This window comes from Nocardia paucivorans NBRC 100373 (assembly GCF_000308675.1).
Taxonomy (GTDB): domain Bacteria; phylum Actinomycetota; class Actinomycetes; order Mycobacteriales; family Mycobacteriaceae; genus Nocardia; species Nocardia paucivorans.
The window spans coordinates 17,118-32,562 of record NZ_BAGE01000040.1 but is presented as its reverse complement, the minus strand read 5'-3'; the positions used below and the strand labels follow the sequence as shown (position 1 = coordinate 32,562).

The 15,445-nt window shown below is 66.7% G+C and carries 13 protein-coding genes; 6 read left to right on the top strand and 7 right to left on the bottom strand.

Annotated features, from left to right (window positions below; all coding sequences use genetic code 11):
* Nucleotides 1-6: 6 nt before the first annotated feature.
* From ON32_RS11235 to ON32_RS11210, 6 genes are read right to left on the bottom strand one after another with little or no spacing between them, the layout of a single operon-like run.
* Complete coding sequence (locus tag ON32_RS11235; RefSeq protein ID WP_051133126.1) at nucleotides 7-972, bottom strand: alpha/beta hydrolase; 966 nt, start codon at nucleotides 970-972, stop codon at nucleotides 7-9.
* Between the two features lie 9 nt (nucleotides 973-981).
* Nucleotides 982-1,689 carry a GntR family transcriptional regulator gene (locus ON32_RS11230; RefSeq protein WP_040790808.1) on the bottom strand — a complete coding sequence of 236 codons (708 nt, stop codon included), beginning with the start codon at nucleotides 1,687-1,689 and terminating at the stop codon, nucleotides 982-984.
* Nucleotides 1,686-2,960: a CaiB/BaiF CoA transferase family protein gene (locus tag ON32_RS11225; RefSeq protein WP_040790807.1), complete on the bottom strand. Its 1,275-nt coding sequence runs from the start codon at nucleotides 2,958-2,960 to the stop codon at nucleotides 1,686-1,688. The genes ON32_RS11230 and ON32_RS11225 overlap by 4 nt, the downstream gene beginning before the upstream one ends.
* Nucleotides 2,957-4,063 carry an acyl-CoA dehydrogenase family protein gene (locus ON32_RS11220; RefSeq protein ID WP_040790806.1) on the bottom strand — a complete coding sequence of 369 codons (1,107 nt, stop codon included), beginning with the start codon at nucleotides 4,061-4,063 and terminating at the stop codon, nucleotides 2,957-2,959. The genes ON32_RS11225 and ON32_RS11220 overlap by 4 nt, the downstream gene beginning before the upstream one ends.
* Entirely contained in the window at nucleotides 4,060-5,226 is a 1,167-nt protein-coding gene (locus tag ON32_RS11215) for an acyl-CoA dehydrogenase family protein (protein WP_051133125.1), read from the bottom strand. The genes ON32_RS11220 and ON32_RS11215 overlap by 4 nt, the downstream gene beginning before the upstream one ends.
* Entirely contained in the window at nucleotides 5,223-6,023 is an 801-nt protein-coding gene (locus tag ON32_RS11210; protein ID WP_040790805.1) for an enoyl-CoA hydratase/isomerase family protein, read from the bottom strand. Before ON32_RS11210 ends, ON32_RS11215 begins: the two co-directional genes overlap by 4 nt.
* A gap of 259 nt (nucleotides 6,024-6,282) precedes the next feature.
* Between ON32_RS11210 and ON32_RS11205 the strand changes: the two genes are divergently transcribed.
* Nucleotides 6,283-7,848 (top strand): FAD-dependent oxidoreductase, encoded by a 1,566-nt coding sequence (locus tag ON32_RS11205; protein ID WP_040790872.1) that lies wholly within the window; start codon nucleotides 6,283-6,285, stop codon nucleotides 7,846-7,848.
* Between the two features lie 81 nt (nucleotides 7,849-7,929).
* Here the strand turns inward: ON32_RS11205 and ON32_RS11200 are convergent, their stop codons facing one another.
* Complete coding sequence (locus ON32_RS11200; protein ID WP_040790871.1) at nucleotides 7,930-8,730, bottom strand: IclR family transcriptional regulator; 801 nt, start codon at nucleotides 8,728-8,730, stop codon at nucleotides 7,930-7,932.
* A gap of 312 nt (nucleotides 8,731-9,042) precedes the next feature.
* Between ON32_RS11200 and ON32_RS11195 the strand changes: the two genes are divergently transcribed.
* From ON32_RS11195 to lipP1, 5 genes are all read left to right on the top strand, one after another.
* Nucleotides 9,043-10,227 carry a 3-ketosteroid-9-alpha-monooxygenase, oxygenase component gene (locus tag ON32_RS11195; protein WP_040790870.1) on the top strand — a complete coding sequence of 395 codons (1,185 nt, stop codon included), beginning with the start codon at nucleotides 9,043-9,045 and terminating at the stop codon, nucleotides 10,225-10,227.
* Between the two features lie 41 nt (nucleotides 10,228-10,268).
* Nucleotides 10,269-11,453, top strand: coding sequence for an acyl-CoA dehydrogenase family protein (locus ON32_RS11190; protein WP_040790804.1), 1,185 nt, complete (start codon nucleotides 10,269-10,271; stop codon nucleotides 11,451-11,453).
* Between the two features lie 25 nt (nucleotides 11,454-11,478).
* Nucleotides 11,479-12,420 (top strand): VOC family protein, encoded by a 942-nt coding sequence (locus ON32_RS11185; RefSeq protein WP_040790803.1) that lies wholly within the window; start codon nucleotides 11,479-11,481, stop codon nucleotides 12,418-12,420.
* 346 nt (nucleotides 12,421-12,766) lie between these two features.
* On the top strand, nucleotides 12,767-14,389 hold the full coding sequence (locus tag ON32_RS11180) for a flavin-containing monooxygenase (RefSeq protein WP_245550958.1): 1,623 nt from the start codon (nucleotides 12,767-12,769) through the stop codon (nucleotides 14,387-14,389).
* Nucleotides 14,390-14,460: 71 nt separating this feature from the next.
* Complete coding sequence (gene lipP1 / locus ON32_RS11175; protein ID WP_040790869.1) at nucleotides 14,461-15,441, top strand: LipP1 family hormone-sensitive lipase; 981 nt, start codon at nucleotides 14,461-14,463, stop codon at nucleotides 15,439-15,441.
* The last annotated feature ends 4 nt before the right edge of the window (nucleotides 15,442-15,445 follow it).

The window sequence follows — 15,445 nt, the reverse complement described above, 5'->3', positions numbered from 1 at the left end:
GAAGCGCTACCGGAACCGCGCCGCCGCGAGTGCCCCGACTTCGGATATCGCCGCCCGCGCCCGCGCCACCGATGGCGCCTGCATGGCGAACCCATGGCCCACGCCCGGGTAGCGCAACTGAGCGGTGGGGACGCCGGCCGCGCGGAGCCGGTCGCCATAGGCTTCCACGGCGTCGCGTAGCGGGTCACAGTATCCGACGGCGAGGATCGCCGGGGGGAGACCCTCGAGGGAGTCGGCGAGTGCCGGGACACCGTAGGCGTCATCGGCCGCCGGGTCGTCGCCGAGGTAGAGGTTCTTCATCCAGTCGATATCCTCGGCGGTGAGGAACGGGGAATCACCGAATTCGCGCATGGAGGGGCGGTCGGTGCGGCGTTCGATACCGGGATAGAACAGGATCTGCTGGGCTATGGCCGGACCGTTCTCGTCGCGGCTGCGCAGGGTGGTCGCGGTGGCGAGGCTGCCGCCGGCGCTGTCACCGCCGACGCCGATCCGGGCGGGATCCACACCCCAGTCGGTGGCGTTGTCGGCGAGCCACAGCAGGGCTGCGTAGGCCTCGTCATTGGCGACGGGGTATCGGTGTTCGGGGGCGAGGCGGTAGTCGACATTGCAGACGACGGCGCCGGTGGCGTCGGCGATATCGCGGGCCAGGCGATCGAACGAGCGCAGTGACCCCATGATCATGCCGCCGCCGTGGAACCAGACCAGGGCCGGTGCTTTCTCCGACGGGGCGACGATCGGCCGGTAGATACGGACCGGGATCGGACCGTGTGGGCCGGCGACGGTGGCGTCGTGTACCGACTGCATCTGCGGGCCGGCCGGACGTTCGATCGACTCGAGCGCCCGGCGGGCGGCCTCGACTCCGAGCCGGTGCAGCGGACCGGTCCGGTGTGCCCGCGCCCGCTCGACGATCACGGCCACATCCGGATCCCAGATCGCCTGTGGTGCGGCGGTGTTGTCGGTGGGTGTGGCCATGGTGTTCTCCTAGGGGGCGGCAGGGTCGGGCGGCCTGGTGGCGCGCAGCATCATGCCGGCGCCGGTTTCACCGCCCCGGCGGTGCAGATTCATCAGTTCGTCGAGGCGGTCGTTGTCGTATTCGGCGAGGGCCGCGATCATCTGCTCGTGTTCGGCGAGAACCCGCGCGCGGGCGGCCGGGTCGTACAGGTAGGTCGCGTGATAGGGCATCGCCAGCGTCCACAGACGCCGCACCTCATCGACCACGAGATTCAGCGGGGACTGTTCGAAGACGGCGAAGTGGAAGGCCTGGTTGTGCAGCCGCATCGCCAACAGATCACCGCGGTCGGCGGCCTCGGCCACCAGATCGCCGAGTCGCCGGATCTCGGTCAGCATATCGTCGGTGAACCGGGGCAGCGTGGCGATGATCTCCCGTTCGAGCGCGGCCCGCATCAGATAGATCTGATCGAAATCCGATTGTCGCAGCCGCGCGACGGTGTAACCCACATTGTGTTCGTGGTCGACCAGGCCGGCGGCGGCGAGCTGGCGTAATGCCTCCCGGACGGGGAGGCGGCTGACACCGAGTCGTTCGGCCATCGACACCTGACGGATCGGCTGCCCGGGCAGCAGTTCACCGGTGACGATGAGTCGTTCGAGCTCTTCGACGACCCGTGCCGCCGCTCGTTCGCGGTCACGCCCGCGGTCTGCGGGCGCGGAGTCTGCGCTGGGTCTGCTCACGGGTTTCCGAAGATACCAGCCGCGCGCAGTTCCTCGATGCGATCGGTGCTGTATCCCATCGCGGCGAGGACGGCGGTGGTGTCGGAGCCCAGGGGCCCCGCGGGACGTGGGCGGCGGTGCCCGGATCGGCTCAGGGCGATCGGGACACCGATACCGCGGTAATCGTCGTCCTCGATGAACAGACCGCGGTGTCGCACCTGTGCGGACTGCAATGCTTCGTCGACGGTGTGCACCGGGCTCGCGGGTACGCCGGCCTCTTCGAGGCGGCGCCCCAGGTCCGCGCGCGAATATCGGGCGATACGCTCACCCAGCAGTGCGACGAGTTCTTCCCGGTGGGCGTAGCGATCGCCGTTGGAGACGAACCGCGGATCGTCGGCGAGTCCGGGCAGCCCGAGAATTTCGGTGAGCGAACGAAACTGCCGATTGTTGGCGGCGCTGACGAAGAAATCGCCGTCGGCGGCCCGGAATACCTGGTACGGCGCCACCGTGGGATGAAAATCCCCGGTCCGTTGTGGCACTGTGCCGTCGGTAATCCAGTTCGCCGCGTGCGGGTGCAGGATGGAAATGACAGCGTCGAGCAGCGTGATATCGATCAGCTGGCCCCGACCGCTGCGGCCGCGTTCCAGCATCGCCAGCAGGATGCCGCTCACGGCCATATTGGCGGCGACGATATCGACGATGGGGACCCCGACCCGCAGTGGGTTGCCGTCGGGATGGCCGTTGACGCTCATCAGGCCGCCGAAGGACTGGAGCACGGCGTCGTAGCCGGGCAATCCGCCCATCGGGCCGTCCACGCCGAAACCGGTGATCCGGCAGTAGATCATCGCCGGATGGCGTTCGCCGAGCACGGATTCGTAGTCGAAACCCCAGCGCGCCATGGTGCCCGCCTTGAAGTTCTCTATCACGATATCGGCGCCGGCCAGCAGGTGCGCGAGGATCTCCCGGCCGGTATCGGTGCGCAGATCCAGGCAGATGTTGTCCTTGCTGTGGTTGAGGCCCGCGTAGTAGGCGCTGCTCGCACCGGATTCGAGGAAAGGCGGACCCCAGCTGCGGGTTTCATCACCGGCGGGGGCTTCCACCTTGATGACCTCGGCGCCGTGATCGGCCAGGATCTGAGCGGTATAGGGACCGGCCAGTACGCGGCTCAGGTCCAGCACCCGCACTCCGGTGAGCACACCGTTGTCGGTGGCGGTGTCCGCGGTCCGCCATGCGGCGCGACCGTCGATGACGGGCGTGGTCGGATGGTGTTCGGTCCTGGGGGTGACGGTCATCGATCGTTCCTTTCGGTCGCCGCCCCGCCGGTTCCGTCCTCGAAGCCGGTCACGAGATCCCAGACATCGACGCCGCCTTCGAGGATCCGGCCGGCCAGGACACCTGCCCAGTAGCGCTCCGAGCCGTATCGTTCCCGCCAGGCCAGCAGGGCGGTGGTGGATCGGCCGAGTGGATGTTCTGCGGTGAAGCCGATCGCGCCATGGAGCTGGTGGCCGGCGGAGGCGATCTCCCGTGCCGAGGAGGAAGTCACCGCTTTCGCGGCGGCGATGGCGGTTCGGGCCCTGCCGGTGCTCGTGCCGGCGTTCTCGGCCACGGCGGCTTCGGTGGCCGTTTCCATGAGGCCGGTGAGCGCGGCCATTCCGGCGAGCCGCTGTTGTACGGCCTGGAATTTGCTCAGCGGCCGGCCGAATTGGGTGCGCTGTCCCGCGTATTCGACCGTCCGGTCGCAGACCGCGCGTGCTGCGGCGGCCAGCGCGACCGCGTAGGCAAGCGCGCCTCGTTCTCGGAGTTCGGTTTCGCCGACGGGGGATACGGCATACGCCTCGACCGCGACGGCATCGAAGTCGTAGTCGGTCACGGCGGCGCCGAGGAGATCGGTACCGGGCCGGGCGTTCACACCGGTACCGGTGGGGGAGAGGACCGCGACCGTCGGACCGTGGCTCGCGGCGCCCGGGTCGAGCAGGACGACCAGGCGATCGACGTCGGCTCCGTGCACCACCGCCCGCGCCGAACCGTGCAGAACCCACCCACCGTCTCCGGTTTCGCGTACCTCGGTATCGGGCTCCGCGTAGGCGATCGTCGCGGTCCGGGTGCCGAGGGGGATACCGCAGCGCGCCGCCAGCCGCCCGGCGAGCACCGTGTGTTCGATGAGCATGGTGAGGGCACCGCCGGTGACTGTGGTCGAGACCACGGCCAGCACCTCGGTGAGAGTGCCACCGCTGCCGTCGTGGTCCTCGGGGATACCGATTCCGGTGAACCCGGCCTCGGTGAGTGCCGACCAGACGGCGCTGTCGATACCTGTGGCGGGAGTAGTGGTGTCGACACCCACCCGTTCGATCATCGCCCGGGTCGCCGAACGTAGTTCGGAATTCCTGCCTGTCATCGCAATCCCATTCCGCGAGCGACGATTCCGCGAAGGATCTCGTTCGTCCCGCCCCGTAGTGTGAATGCCGGAACATGCAGCATGCCGTTGGCCAGTAGGCGGGCGAACGGATCGCCGCCGGTGCGCCGGGGATCGGTATCGCAGGCCGCCCGCACCGCTTCCACGAGATCGCCTTCGAACGTCGAGCCGAGGTCTTTCACCATCGCCGCCTGCACATCGGGACGGCGGCCTGCGGCCAGTTCCGCGGCCACCGACAGCGACATCCGGCGCAACGCCCAGGCCCGTGCCGTGAGCGCACCGAGGGTGACCCGCTGTTCCTCGGTCGCACCCGAACGACGCAGTTCGTCGGCCCACGCGCGTAACAGGGGCATCGTGGACAGATAGCGTTCGGGTCCCGAGCGTTCGTACGCGAGTTCGCTCATCACCTGTGCCCAGCCGGCGCCGCGCCGGCCGAGCAGGGCCTCCGGCCCGACATGCGCGTCGTGGAAGATCACCTCGTTGAAATGCGCCGCGCCGTCGATACTGCGCAGTGGCCGCACCTCGATATCGGGGTGGGGTAGGTCCACCAGGAACTGGGAGAGCCCGGTCTGCCGGTCGCCGGCTTCGCCGTCGCTGCGGGCGAGCAGCACCATGGCATGTGCCAGATGTGCACCCGTGGTCCACACCTTGGTGCCACTGATGGTCCAGGAACCGTCGTCGTGGGCCACGGCCCGGGTACGGACGGCGGCGAGATCCGAGCCGGCGTCGGGTTCGCTCATTCCGATCGCGAAGAACAGCGTTCCGGCCGCTATTCCGGGAAGATAGCGCTGCTTCTGTTCCTCGGTTCCGTTGGCGAGGATGCCCGGCGCCATCTGCCGGTCCGAGATCCAGTGCGCGGCAACGGGTGCGCCGTGCGCGAGCAGTTCTTCGGTGACCACGAAACGTTCGACCGGGGACCGGCCGTGGCCACCGTATGCCGTCGGCAGCGTCATCCCCACCCAGCCGCGCTCTCCGAGCCGGGCGCTGAATTCGGGATCGAATCCGCTCATCCAATTGTCCACGGCCGGAACAAAAGTCCCTGCCTCGAGCTGTTCGGCCAGAAAGGCGCGGACCTCGATCCGCAGGGCATGCAGGTCCGCGCTCTCGGTCACCGGCGTACCGGTTTCGCCGGCGGTCGTCGTCATCGGCCCGGGCCTCGCGAGGACCAGGACGCCTGGCCCTTACGCGACATCGACCACATCTGCACGCCACGCTCGATTTCGAGCGCCGACGACCAGCTCACCGCCGGTGGCCCGAGCTCCAGTCGAGCACTGGTCATGATCCGCCGGCCGAGTTCGGGATCGGCGGCAGGAGTCGTGGTCAGCTCGGTGATGAGCGAATCGAGATCGGCTTCTGGGACGGCGGCATAGGCGAGGCCGCAGTCGGCGGCCTCGGCGCCTGTCATGGGGCGTCCGCAGGCGGCGAGTGCCACGGTGCGTGACCAGCCGACAGCGCGACCGAGTAGTGCGAGGTGGCCGCCGCCCGGATGAATATTGCGAGCGAGAAATCCGCTGTCGAGTGTCGACTCCGGGGTCACCACCATGATGTCGGCGGCCAGCGCCAGGTTCATTCCCGCCCCGACGGCGCCGCCGACAACCCTGGCGATGGTGGGCACCGGCAGGGAGCCGAGGCGTACGAAGGCGCCGTAGACCGCCGAGGTCCGTCGCACTGCCTCGGGCGAGGCCGGATCGGCGGAGGAGGCCGCGAGATCTCGGGTATCCGCACCGCTGCAGAAGTAGGCGCCGGCGGAGCGCACGACGACAGCGCCGATACCGGGGTCGCTTTCCACTCGATCACAGAATTCGTCGATGAGCGCGGCCATCTCGAGCGTGATCGCGTTCTTGCGGCGGGGGTTGTTGAGGGTCAGCTGCGCAACACCTCCGGTGAACTCGGTCAGAACCGAGGCTTCCGGCAGAGCGCCGACCGAATCGTCGGGCGTCATGAAGCAGACCGTAGCAGATTGGATCCAAAATAAGATCCAATATTGAATAAGATCCAATACTGATTGCCGATTTGTGGTGGCTCGCCCGGAGATCTTTTCGACCATCCCGATCGACCGGCTCGGCGATCCGATCGAGGTGGGCGCTTTCTGCGCGATAAACGGTGTGACCACTGAGCGGGAGCTGTCCCGCTTGCCGCCACGCCGCTCCTTTAACGTCGCGGCGTCTCACCCGGAACGAATACAGGGAGTGCAGTCGACGATGACCTGGGACAAAACCTATGACGTAGTAGTGGTGGGCTCCGGTGGCGCCGCACTCGCCGGCGCGTTGGCCGCGGCCCACCGCGGTCTGTCGACCTGCGTGCTCGAGAAAACGGACCGCTTCGGCGGGACCTCGGCCTATTCGGGTGGCAGTGTATGGCTGCCGGGAAACCACGTGCTGGCCCGGCAGGGCGTGGACGACTCCGTCGAGAAGGGATTGACCTACTTCCGTGCCGTGGTCGGCGACCGGACGCAGCCACAGGTACAGCAGGCATACCTGGAAACCGGTCCGGCGGTCGCCGAGTTCCTCGAGAACACCGTGGGCATCCCGCTGGAGCACCGGCCGTTCCCGGACTATTTCGACGCCCCGGGGCGTAGTGATAACGGCCGCAGTATTTTCGCCGAGCCCATCGCCGCCGACGAGGTCGGCGGCCGGCTGTCCGATGTGCGGCCGACGGTTGCCGCCGACCAGTTCGGCGCCGCCGTCGATCGGTCCATGCTGGACGGCGGTCAGGCCTGGATCGCGCGGATGGTGCTCGCGCTGGATGCCATCGGCCACGCCGATCTGCTGTTGTCGACCGGTGTCGCCCGCCTGACGCAGAACGAATCCGGTGACGTGACGGGCGTCGTGGCCATCGCACCCGACGGCACGGAAACGCGGATCCGGGCGCGCGCGGGGGTTCTGCTCGCCGCGGGCGGGTTCGAACGTTCGGCACAGTTGCGCAAACGCTGGCAGAACATGCCGACCGCCGACTGGTCGTCGTCGCATCCCGGCACCGGGTCCGGGGACGCGATCGCGATGCTGGAAACTGTCGGTGCCGCACTCGATCTGCTGGATCAGTCGTGGTGGTGCCCCGCGACCTTGTTCCCCAACGGGCACGCTGTCTTCACCCTCGGCATTCGCTCCGGGATCATCGTCGACGGGACCGGCCGCCGATTCGCCAACGAGATGCTGCCCTACGACCAATTGGGGCGTGCGATGCGCGCGCAGATGGAAACCGGTAGCGAGGAATTCTGGTTCGTCTTCGACGACAGCTCCGACGGCCGGTTTCCGGCCATCTGCGTGCCCGGACCCGACCGCGCGGAGATGACGGCAGCCGGCCTGTGGCATACCGCCGAGACCGTCGCGGATCTCGCCCGGTCGTTGGCTGTCGAGCCGGCCGCATTGGCGGCGACTGTCGGCCGATTCAACGAACTGGCCGAGCGTGGTGCGGACGAGGATTTCCACCGTGGTGCGGATCCGTTCGGCCGGTTCTTCGTCGGCGCGAGCGAGCCGGCGCAATGTCTGCGACCGCTCAATGGTGCTCGGCTGCACGCGGTGCGGCTGGTTCTCGGCGATCTCGGCACGAAAGGCGGTGCGGTGATCGATCGCGACGGTGTGGTGCAGCGACCGGACGGGTCGGCGATCACCGGTCTGTATGCGGCCGGTAACTCTTCCGCCTCGATCTCCGGTGAGGTCTACCCCGGCCCTGGCGTACCGCTGGGTTCCGGGATGGTGATGGCCTACCGAGCGGTGGCCGATATGGCAGCGCGTCTCGGTGAGACGAAGACTGTAGCGACCTCCTGACCCGGAGAATTCGACTGTGGGCAGCGGTGTCGGATCGGTGCCGCTGCCCAGGCCCCGCCGCAGCGGCGGGTGGTGCCGGGGTCAATGGGAGGCGAGGTCCGCCGCCACGCATCGATCCCAGATCTCGCGGGCCGCCACCCGCACCTGGCCTACCATCGTGCGGTAGTCGAGCGAGGTCACCGGCGCGCACACGGAGATCCCGGCCAGATTTCCGTAGATGTGGTCGGGCGGCCCCAGGGAGACACCCACACAACCGAGGCCGGTGAATGCCTCGCCACGATCGAACGCCGCGCCCCGATCGCGGACCGCCGCCAGATCGTCTGCCAGCTGGACTTCGCTTGTCATGCTCTGCGGAGTCCGCCGTACCAGCGCGCCGTCGGCGGTTCGCCGGAGTTCGGCGAAGACCGATTGCCGGCCCGACAGGTCGGCGAATGCCAGCTGTGCCTTACCCACCGCGGTGAGGTGTCCGGGTACCCGCTGCCCGACAGCGGTCGGGGTGGGTCCGGACGAGCGACCGTTGACCTTGGCCAGGTAGACGGTATCGCCGCGGCTGAGGACGGCGAGCTGGATGGTGAAGCCGGTTCGATGCGCGAACGCCTGCATGATCGGCCGCGCGCCGCGTAACAGGCGGTTCTGATTCAGTGCGGCCTGGCCCATCTCGTAGGCCTTGACTCCCAGTTCGTAGGTCTGATCGGGAGATCGTGCGAGCCAGCCCGTATTCGTGAGCTGCTCCAGCAGCCGATGGACCGACGAGCGGGGCAGGCCGGTGCGGGCGGTGACGTGAGCGAGGGTGAGAGGCCCGGACCCGTTGAAAGTCTCCAGAACGAGAGTTATCCGCTCGACCACCGATACCGGCACCCCGGCGGGGCTTGACGTTCTCATTCGGCCTCCCAGCACGCATCACAACTCTGTGACAGGAATCACGGTACTACCCGTGTGGGTGCATCCCATAGGACCGTGTCCGGCGTCTTCACCGACGATGACATCCAACCCCCCGCGCTGCCGAGCGAATCTCCCGATCAGCGAGACGTCGGCCCGAACTTCCGGGATTCGGGCCGTATCCTGCCGGACACCCGATCTCGACCGGAAAAGATCCCACTCAGCAGGAGATCCGCGTCACACCGGGTCTTCGGCTGCGAAGGTGGACATACTGCGACGAGTTTCGCGGTCGCACTCATCCGACCAGGAGGTATCGTGAGCCCCACGACCGACACCGGCAAAGAAGTCCGTGTCATCGACACCGGCGCGCCGCCCACGCGCTACGCGCGGGGCTGGCACTGCCTGGGGCTGACCCGTGATTTCGCCGACGGCCGGCCCCATCAGATCGCCGCGTTCGGAACCGAACTCGTCGTCTTCCGCGGCGAAGACGGAAACATCAACGTTCTCAACGCGTTCTGTCCGCATATGGGCGGTAACCTCGCCCACGGCACCGTGAAGGGCAACGATATCGCCTGCCCCTTCCACGACTGGCGGTGGCGTGGGGACGGCAAATGCGCCGCCATTCCGTATGCCCGACGGGTTCCCCCGCTCGCCCGGACCAAGTCCTGGCCGACCATGGAAGTCAGCGGGCAGCTGTTCGTCTGGAACGATCCGCAGGGGAGTAAACCGCCCGCCGAACTGGCCATCCCGGAGATTCCCGCCTACGGCGATCCCGGGTGGACGGACTGGGTGTGGAATTCGATCGACGTCGAGGGCTCGCACTGCCGCGAGATCGTGGACAACGTCGTCGATATGGCGCATTTCTTCTACGTCCACTACGGCATGCCGACCTATTTCCGGAATGTCTTCGAGGGGCACACCGCCACCCAGATCATGCGGTCCCGCCCGCGTGCCGATGCGGTCGGAGTCAGTACCAGTACGAACTACAGCGTCGAAAGCCAGTCCGATGCCACGTATTTCGGACCTTCCTACATGGTGGACAAACTCTGGAGCGGCGGACGTGCCGGGGCGGGGGAGCCGAATATCTACCTGATCAACTGCCATTATCCGATCACCCCGACCTCGTTCCGGCTGCAGTACGGCGTGATGGTGGAAAAGCCCACCGGCCTGGACGATGCCGCGGCCGAGCAGGTCGCCGCCGCCGTGGCGAAGGGCGTTGCGATCGGCTTCGAACAAGACGTCGAGATCTGGAAGAACAAATCGCGGATCGACAATCCGCTGTTGTGCGAGGAAGACGGTCCGGTGTACCAGCTGCGCCGTTGGTACGAACAGTTCTATGTCGATGTCGAGGACATCAAGCCGGAAATGGTCAACCGGTTCGAGTTCGAGATCGATACCGAACGTGCCCTGCAGAACTGGCAGGCCGAGGTCGACGCGAACCTGGCGGCCGGGCGCAGCGCCATTCCGGCACACCGTCAGGCCGCGTCCGCGACCTCCTGACCACTCCTTCATCCCTTCGGCAACCCGGACCAGGAGTCCCGATGTCCTACGAAGTACTCGACAAGATCGTCGCACTCGCCGACGACCTCCGGGCCGGCGCCGAGGAGGGAGAAACCCTCGGTCGCCTGCCCGATGATATGGCCAAAGGTCTCCGGGATGCCGGGATCATCCGACTGTTGCAACGCAAGAAGTACAACGGTTACGAAGCGCATCCGCGGGAATTCGCCGAAACCGTCATGAAGACCGCGAGTATCTACGGGTCCGCCGGTTGGGTCGGCGGCATCGTAGGGGTGCATCCGTGGCAGCTCGCCTTCGCCGACCCCAGGGTGCAGGAAGAGATCCTCGGTGAGGACAGCGATACCTGGCAGGCCTCACCGTACATGCCCGGCGGGGTTGCGGTGCCGACCGACGGCGGCTATGCGATGAACGGTCGCTGGCAGTTCTCCTCCGGTACCGACCACTGCGATTGGATCTTCCTCGGCGCGATGGTGGGCGGCGCGGACGGCAAACCGCTGATGCCGCCGCGGGGGCTGCACGTGATCCTGCCCCGCTCCGATTACCGGATCGTGGCGGACTCCTGGGACGTCGTGGGTCTGCGTGGAACCGGAAGCAAGGACATCATCGTCGAGAACGCCTTCATTCCCGAGTACCGGGTGATGGATTCGGCGAAGGTGATGGACGGGACGGCCGCCAAGGAATACGGCGTGACCGAAACCCTGTACAAGATGCCCTGGTCCACCATGTTCCCGCTGGGCATCACCGCCGCGACCATCGGCATCTGCGAAGGTGTGCTCGCGGCCGGTATCGACTATCAGCGCAACCGCGTGGGCGCCACCGGCACCCTTGTCAAGGACGATCCGTATGTGCTGCACGCGCTCGGGGAGGCGGCATCGGAGATCGACTCGGCGCGCCGGCAGTTGCTGGCCAATGTCGACCGCATCTTCGACCTGGTCGACCGGGGCGAGGAGATCGACTTCGAAATGCGTGCCGCGGTTCGCCGGGATCAGGCCCGCGCCGCATGGCGGGCGGTGCGCGCCGCCGACGAGATCTTCGACCGCGCCGGTGGCAATGCGCTGCGGATGGACAAGCCGTTACAGCGGTTCTGGCGCGACGCGCACGCCGGTCTGCACCACGCCATCCACGTCACCGGCACCACCTATCACGCGGCCGCCATGGCCTCTCTGGGTGTCGAGGTCCCACAGGGACCGTTGCGCGTGATGATCTGACGGCTCGGAAGGAAGACCCACAACGATGACGGAAATCAAAGCGCTCGGCTATGTACGAGTGCAGGCTACGGATATGAACCGTTGGCGCGAGCTCGGTTTCGACGTGCTGGGTTTCGCGCCGGGTTTCGGTGACGAAACCGACGCCCTGCACTTTCGAATGGACGAGCGACCGTCGCGTATCACCGTCGAACACGGTGACGCCGACCGGGTGACCGCGGTCGGCTGGGAGGTCCGGGACGCGCCCGCTCTGCGGCGACTGACCGCCACGTTGGACGAGGCCGGTGTCGCGTACACGCCGATGCCCCAGGACCTGGCCGACCGACGCAAGGTGGAGGCCGGTATCTGCCTGAAGGATCCCGGCGGCACCCCCCTGGAAGTCTTCTACGGGCCGGTGCTCGAGCACAGCCCGGTGATCACCAAGTACGGCCAGAAGTTCGTCACGGGCGATCAGGGCCTGGGACATGTGGTGATGCCGACGACCAACTTCGACGAATCGTTCGCCTTCTACACCGGGACGCTGGGCTTCCTGTCCCGGGGCGCCTTCCGGATGCCGGCCCCACCGGAAGCGGGACCGCTGAGGATCCGGTTCATGGGCGTCAATCGACGTCACCATAGTTTGGCGATCATGCCCGACATGGAAGGCCGCGATCCGGGACTGATCCACGTGATGGTCGAAGTGGATGAGCTCGACGCGGTGGGCCGCGCCTACGACCAGGTGATGGCGCGGGACTTCCCTGTGTCCTCGACACTGGGCCGGCATACGAACGACAAGATGATCTCGTTCTATGTTCGGGTGCCCGGCGGCTGGGATATCGAATACGGCACCGGCGGTGTGCCGGTCGACGAGACGTATTACACGGCGGAAGAGATAACCGCCGACAGTTACTGGGGTCACGAATGGATGTGGGCACGGCAGATGAAGGAAGCGCAGCGGGCCGCGGAAGCGGGTAACGGGGAGCCGGCCTGAAAACCAGCGGTGCCACACCGGCCGCAGGAGTTGGCGGTGACCGCAGCAGTGCACAGCCGCACCACAGGTGCCCGGACATGGTCGGTCACCGGATCTCGGCGAGGCGGTCTCACAGTGTGGCAGAAGGCGACCCGGCCCATCGGGTCGCGACCGTCGAATGTCGACGCCTGGTTGCACGGCTGTCACAGCCCTGATGCGGGCCACGCGGGGAATACGACCGGCGGGTACCCCGCCACGGCAGGACTCGAATTGGTGGACCGCTGGGTGGGAACACGCGCTCGACTCATGCCGCCGGCCCCTTAGTTTGACTTCGAGCACAGGCACCTCAGCGAGGGAAGTGAATGTTGTGACAACCCAGGACAGCGATTTCGACGCCGTTGTCGTCGGTGCCGGGATCTCCGGCCTGTATGCGGTGTACAAGTTCCGTAAGCGCGGGATGCGAGTACACGGCTTCGAATCGGCCGAGGGCGTCGGTGGCACCTGGTATCACAACCGGTACCCCGGAGCCCGGTGTGATGTCGAGAGCATCGACTACTCCTACTCGTTCGACGAAGAGTTGCAGCAGGAATGGACCTGGACCGAACGGTTCGCCACCCAAGCCGAGATTCTGCGCTACCTCGAGCATGTGGCGGATCGTCACGATCTGCGGTCGGCCTACGATTTCCTGACCCGGGTGACCGCGGCCGTCTACGACGAAGCGGCGGGCCGGTGGTCCGTCACCACCGATACCGGGAAATCCGTCACGGCCCGTTTCTGCATTATGGCGACGGGCGTGCTGTCGGCCACCAACAAACCGGATATCCCCGGCCGCGACACTTTCGCGGGCGAGACCTATCACACCGGTGAGTGGCCGCATGATCCGGTGGATTTCACCGGTAAACGCGTAGGCGTCATAGGCACCGGATCTTCCGGTATCCAAGCCATTCCGATCATCGCGGAAGAAGCCGATCGGCTCGTCGTCTTCCAACGCAGCCCCAATTATTCGATCCCCGCGGGCAACCGGCGGTTGACCGACGAGTTCCTGGCCGAGGTGAAGGCCAATTACGCCGAGCGGCGCCGGTTGTCCCGGATCAGCGGCGGCGGTACACCGAACCGCCCGCACCCCAAAGGCGCCATGGAGGTCGACGAGGCCGAGCGCACCCGGGTCTACGACGAATGGTGGCAGCGCGGCGGATATCTGTTCACCAAGGCGTTCCCGGACCAGATGGTGAGCAAGGCGGCCAACGACACGGCGCGGAAATACGTCGAAGCCAAGATCCGGGAGATGGTCGACGATCCGGAGGTCGCGGATCAGTTGATCCCCACCGACCATCCCATCGGAACCAAGCGCATCGTCACCGATACCGGATACTTCCAGACCTACAACCGTGACAACGTGACCCTGGTGAATTTGCGGCGTACGCCGATCACGGAGATCACCGCCTCCGGTGTGCGGACCGACAAAGCGTTCTACGACCTGGACATTATCGTTTTCGCCACCGGTTTCGATGCGATGACCGGTTCGCTCGCGCGAATCGATATTCGCGGGCGGGCCGGCCGTGATCTGGCAACCGAGTGGTCGGCGGGGCCGCGGACCTATCTCGGACTGGCCGTCGACGGCTTTCCGAACATGTTCATCCTCGCCGGGCCGGGTAGTCCCAGTGTGCTCGCGAACATGGTGTTGATGGCCGAGCAACACGTCGACTGGATCGCGGACTGCTTGGATCACCTGGATTCGCACGATATCGCCACGATCGAAGCGACCCGGGAAGCGGCCGACGAATGGGTGGCCGAATGTAACGCCAAAGCCGCGGGAACCTTGTTTCCGTCCGCGAACTCCTGGTATATGGGCGCGAACATCCCCGGTAAACCACGCGTATTCATGCCCTATATCGGGGGCTTCGGACATTACAACACCATTTGCGCCGAGGTGGCGGCGGCCGGATACAAGGGTTTCGCGCTCGACGGCCGGGTGGCGGCGGACAACTGAGCGATCCGCACCGAATTCTGCGGCGCGCGAGCGCGCCTTTCGGGATACGACGAAGTGAGGACGTGGTCGAGATGGGCGGACAACGAAGGTCCGACCTGCATCCGGATGTCGAAGCGATGCTGGCGGCATTGGAATCGTTTCCGGATGTCACCCGGCACACGGCGGCGGAGCTACGCGAGATCATCGCGTCGCGGCGCGCACCGTTGACCCGCGAGCCGCAGATGCGGGTCGCGCGGGACCGAACGATCGACGGACCGGGTGGCGACCTGACCGTTCGGATCTACGTACCGCACGGCAGCAACGGTCCCCGACCGGTGGTGGTATTCGCCCACGGCGGTGGCTTCGTCTTCTGTGATCTCGACAGTCACGACGAGTTCTGCCGGTCGATGGCCGCGGCGGTCGATGTTGTGGTCGTTTCGGTCGATTACCGGCGGGCGCCCGAGCATCCCGGACCGGCGGCACTGGAGGATATGTACGCCGCGGTGCGCTGGACGGCCGAACACGCTGTGGAGTTCGGCGGCGACCCGGCCCGGCTGGTGGTGGCCGGTGACAGTGCCGGCGGCAATCTCGCGGCGACGGTGAGCCTGGCCGCCCGCGATCGGGGTGGCCCGGCGATCACGGCGCAGGTGTTGCTCTACCCGGTGATCGACGACGATTTCACCACCGAGTCCTATCGGCTCTACGGTGAGAACTACTACAACACCGCCAAGGCGATGCGGTGGTACTGGCAGCAGTACGCGCCGGAGGGAACCGACAGCCCGTATCTGGTCCCGACCCGCGCCGAATCATTGGCCGGACTGCCCCGCGCGATTGTCGCGACCGCCGAACTCGATCCGCCGTGCTCGGCCGGTGACGACTACGCCCGGCGGCTCGCGGATGCCGGGGTTCCGGTCACCGCGCACCGATTCGATGGTCTGTTCCACGGTTTTCTGACTTTCCCTTCCTTGTCGCTCACCGGACAGGCGCGGCAAGAGCTGTGGCAGATGATGCGGGATGCGTTGGTGGAGCCCGAGAACTCGCCGTCCGCCGATCCGATCGACGCGGCCGGGTGATGAC

Coding starts and splice junctions, on each gene's coding strand:
- ON32_RS11235 (WP_051133126.1), bottom strand. CDS start 972: ATGGCCACACCCACCGACAACACCGCCGCACCACAGGCGATCTGGGAT.
- ON32_RS11225 (WP_040790807.1), bottom strand. CDS start 2,960: ATGACCGTCACCCCCAGGACCGAACACCATCCGACCACGCCCGTCATC.
- ON32_RS11220 (WP_040790806.1), bottom strand. CDS start 4,063: ATGACAGGCAGGAATTCCGAACTACGTTCGGCGACCCGGGCGATGATC.
- ON32_RS11215 (WP_051133125.1), bottom strand. CDS start 5,226: ATGACGACGACCGCCGGCGAAACCGGTACGCCGGTGACCGAGAGCGCG.
- ON32_RS11210 (WP_040790805.1), bottom strand. CDS start 6,023: ATGACGCCCGACGATTCGGTCGGCGCTCTGCCGGAAGCCTCGGTTCTG.
- ON32_RS11205 (WP_040790872.1), top strand. CDS start 6,283: ATGACCTGGGACAAAACCTATGACGTAGTAGTGGTGGGCTCCGGTGGC.
- ON32_RS11200 (WP_040790871.1), bottom strand. CDS start 8,730: ATGAGAACGTCAAGCCCCGCCGGGGTGCCGGTATCGGTGGTCGAGCGG.
- ON32_RS11190 (WP_040790804.1), top strand. CDS start 10,269: ATGTCCTACGAAGTACTCGACAAGATCGTCGCACTCGCCGACGACCTC.
- ON32_RS11185 (WP_040790803.1), top strand. CDS start 11,479: ATGACGGAAATCAAAGCGCTCGGCTATGTACGAGTGCAGGCTACGGAT.
- lipP1 (WP_040790869.1), top strand. CDS start 14,461: ATGGGCGGACAACGAAGGTCCGACCTGCATCCGGATGTCGAAGCGATG.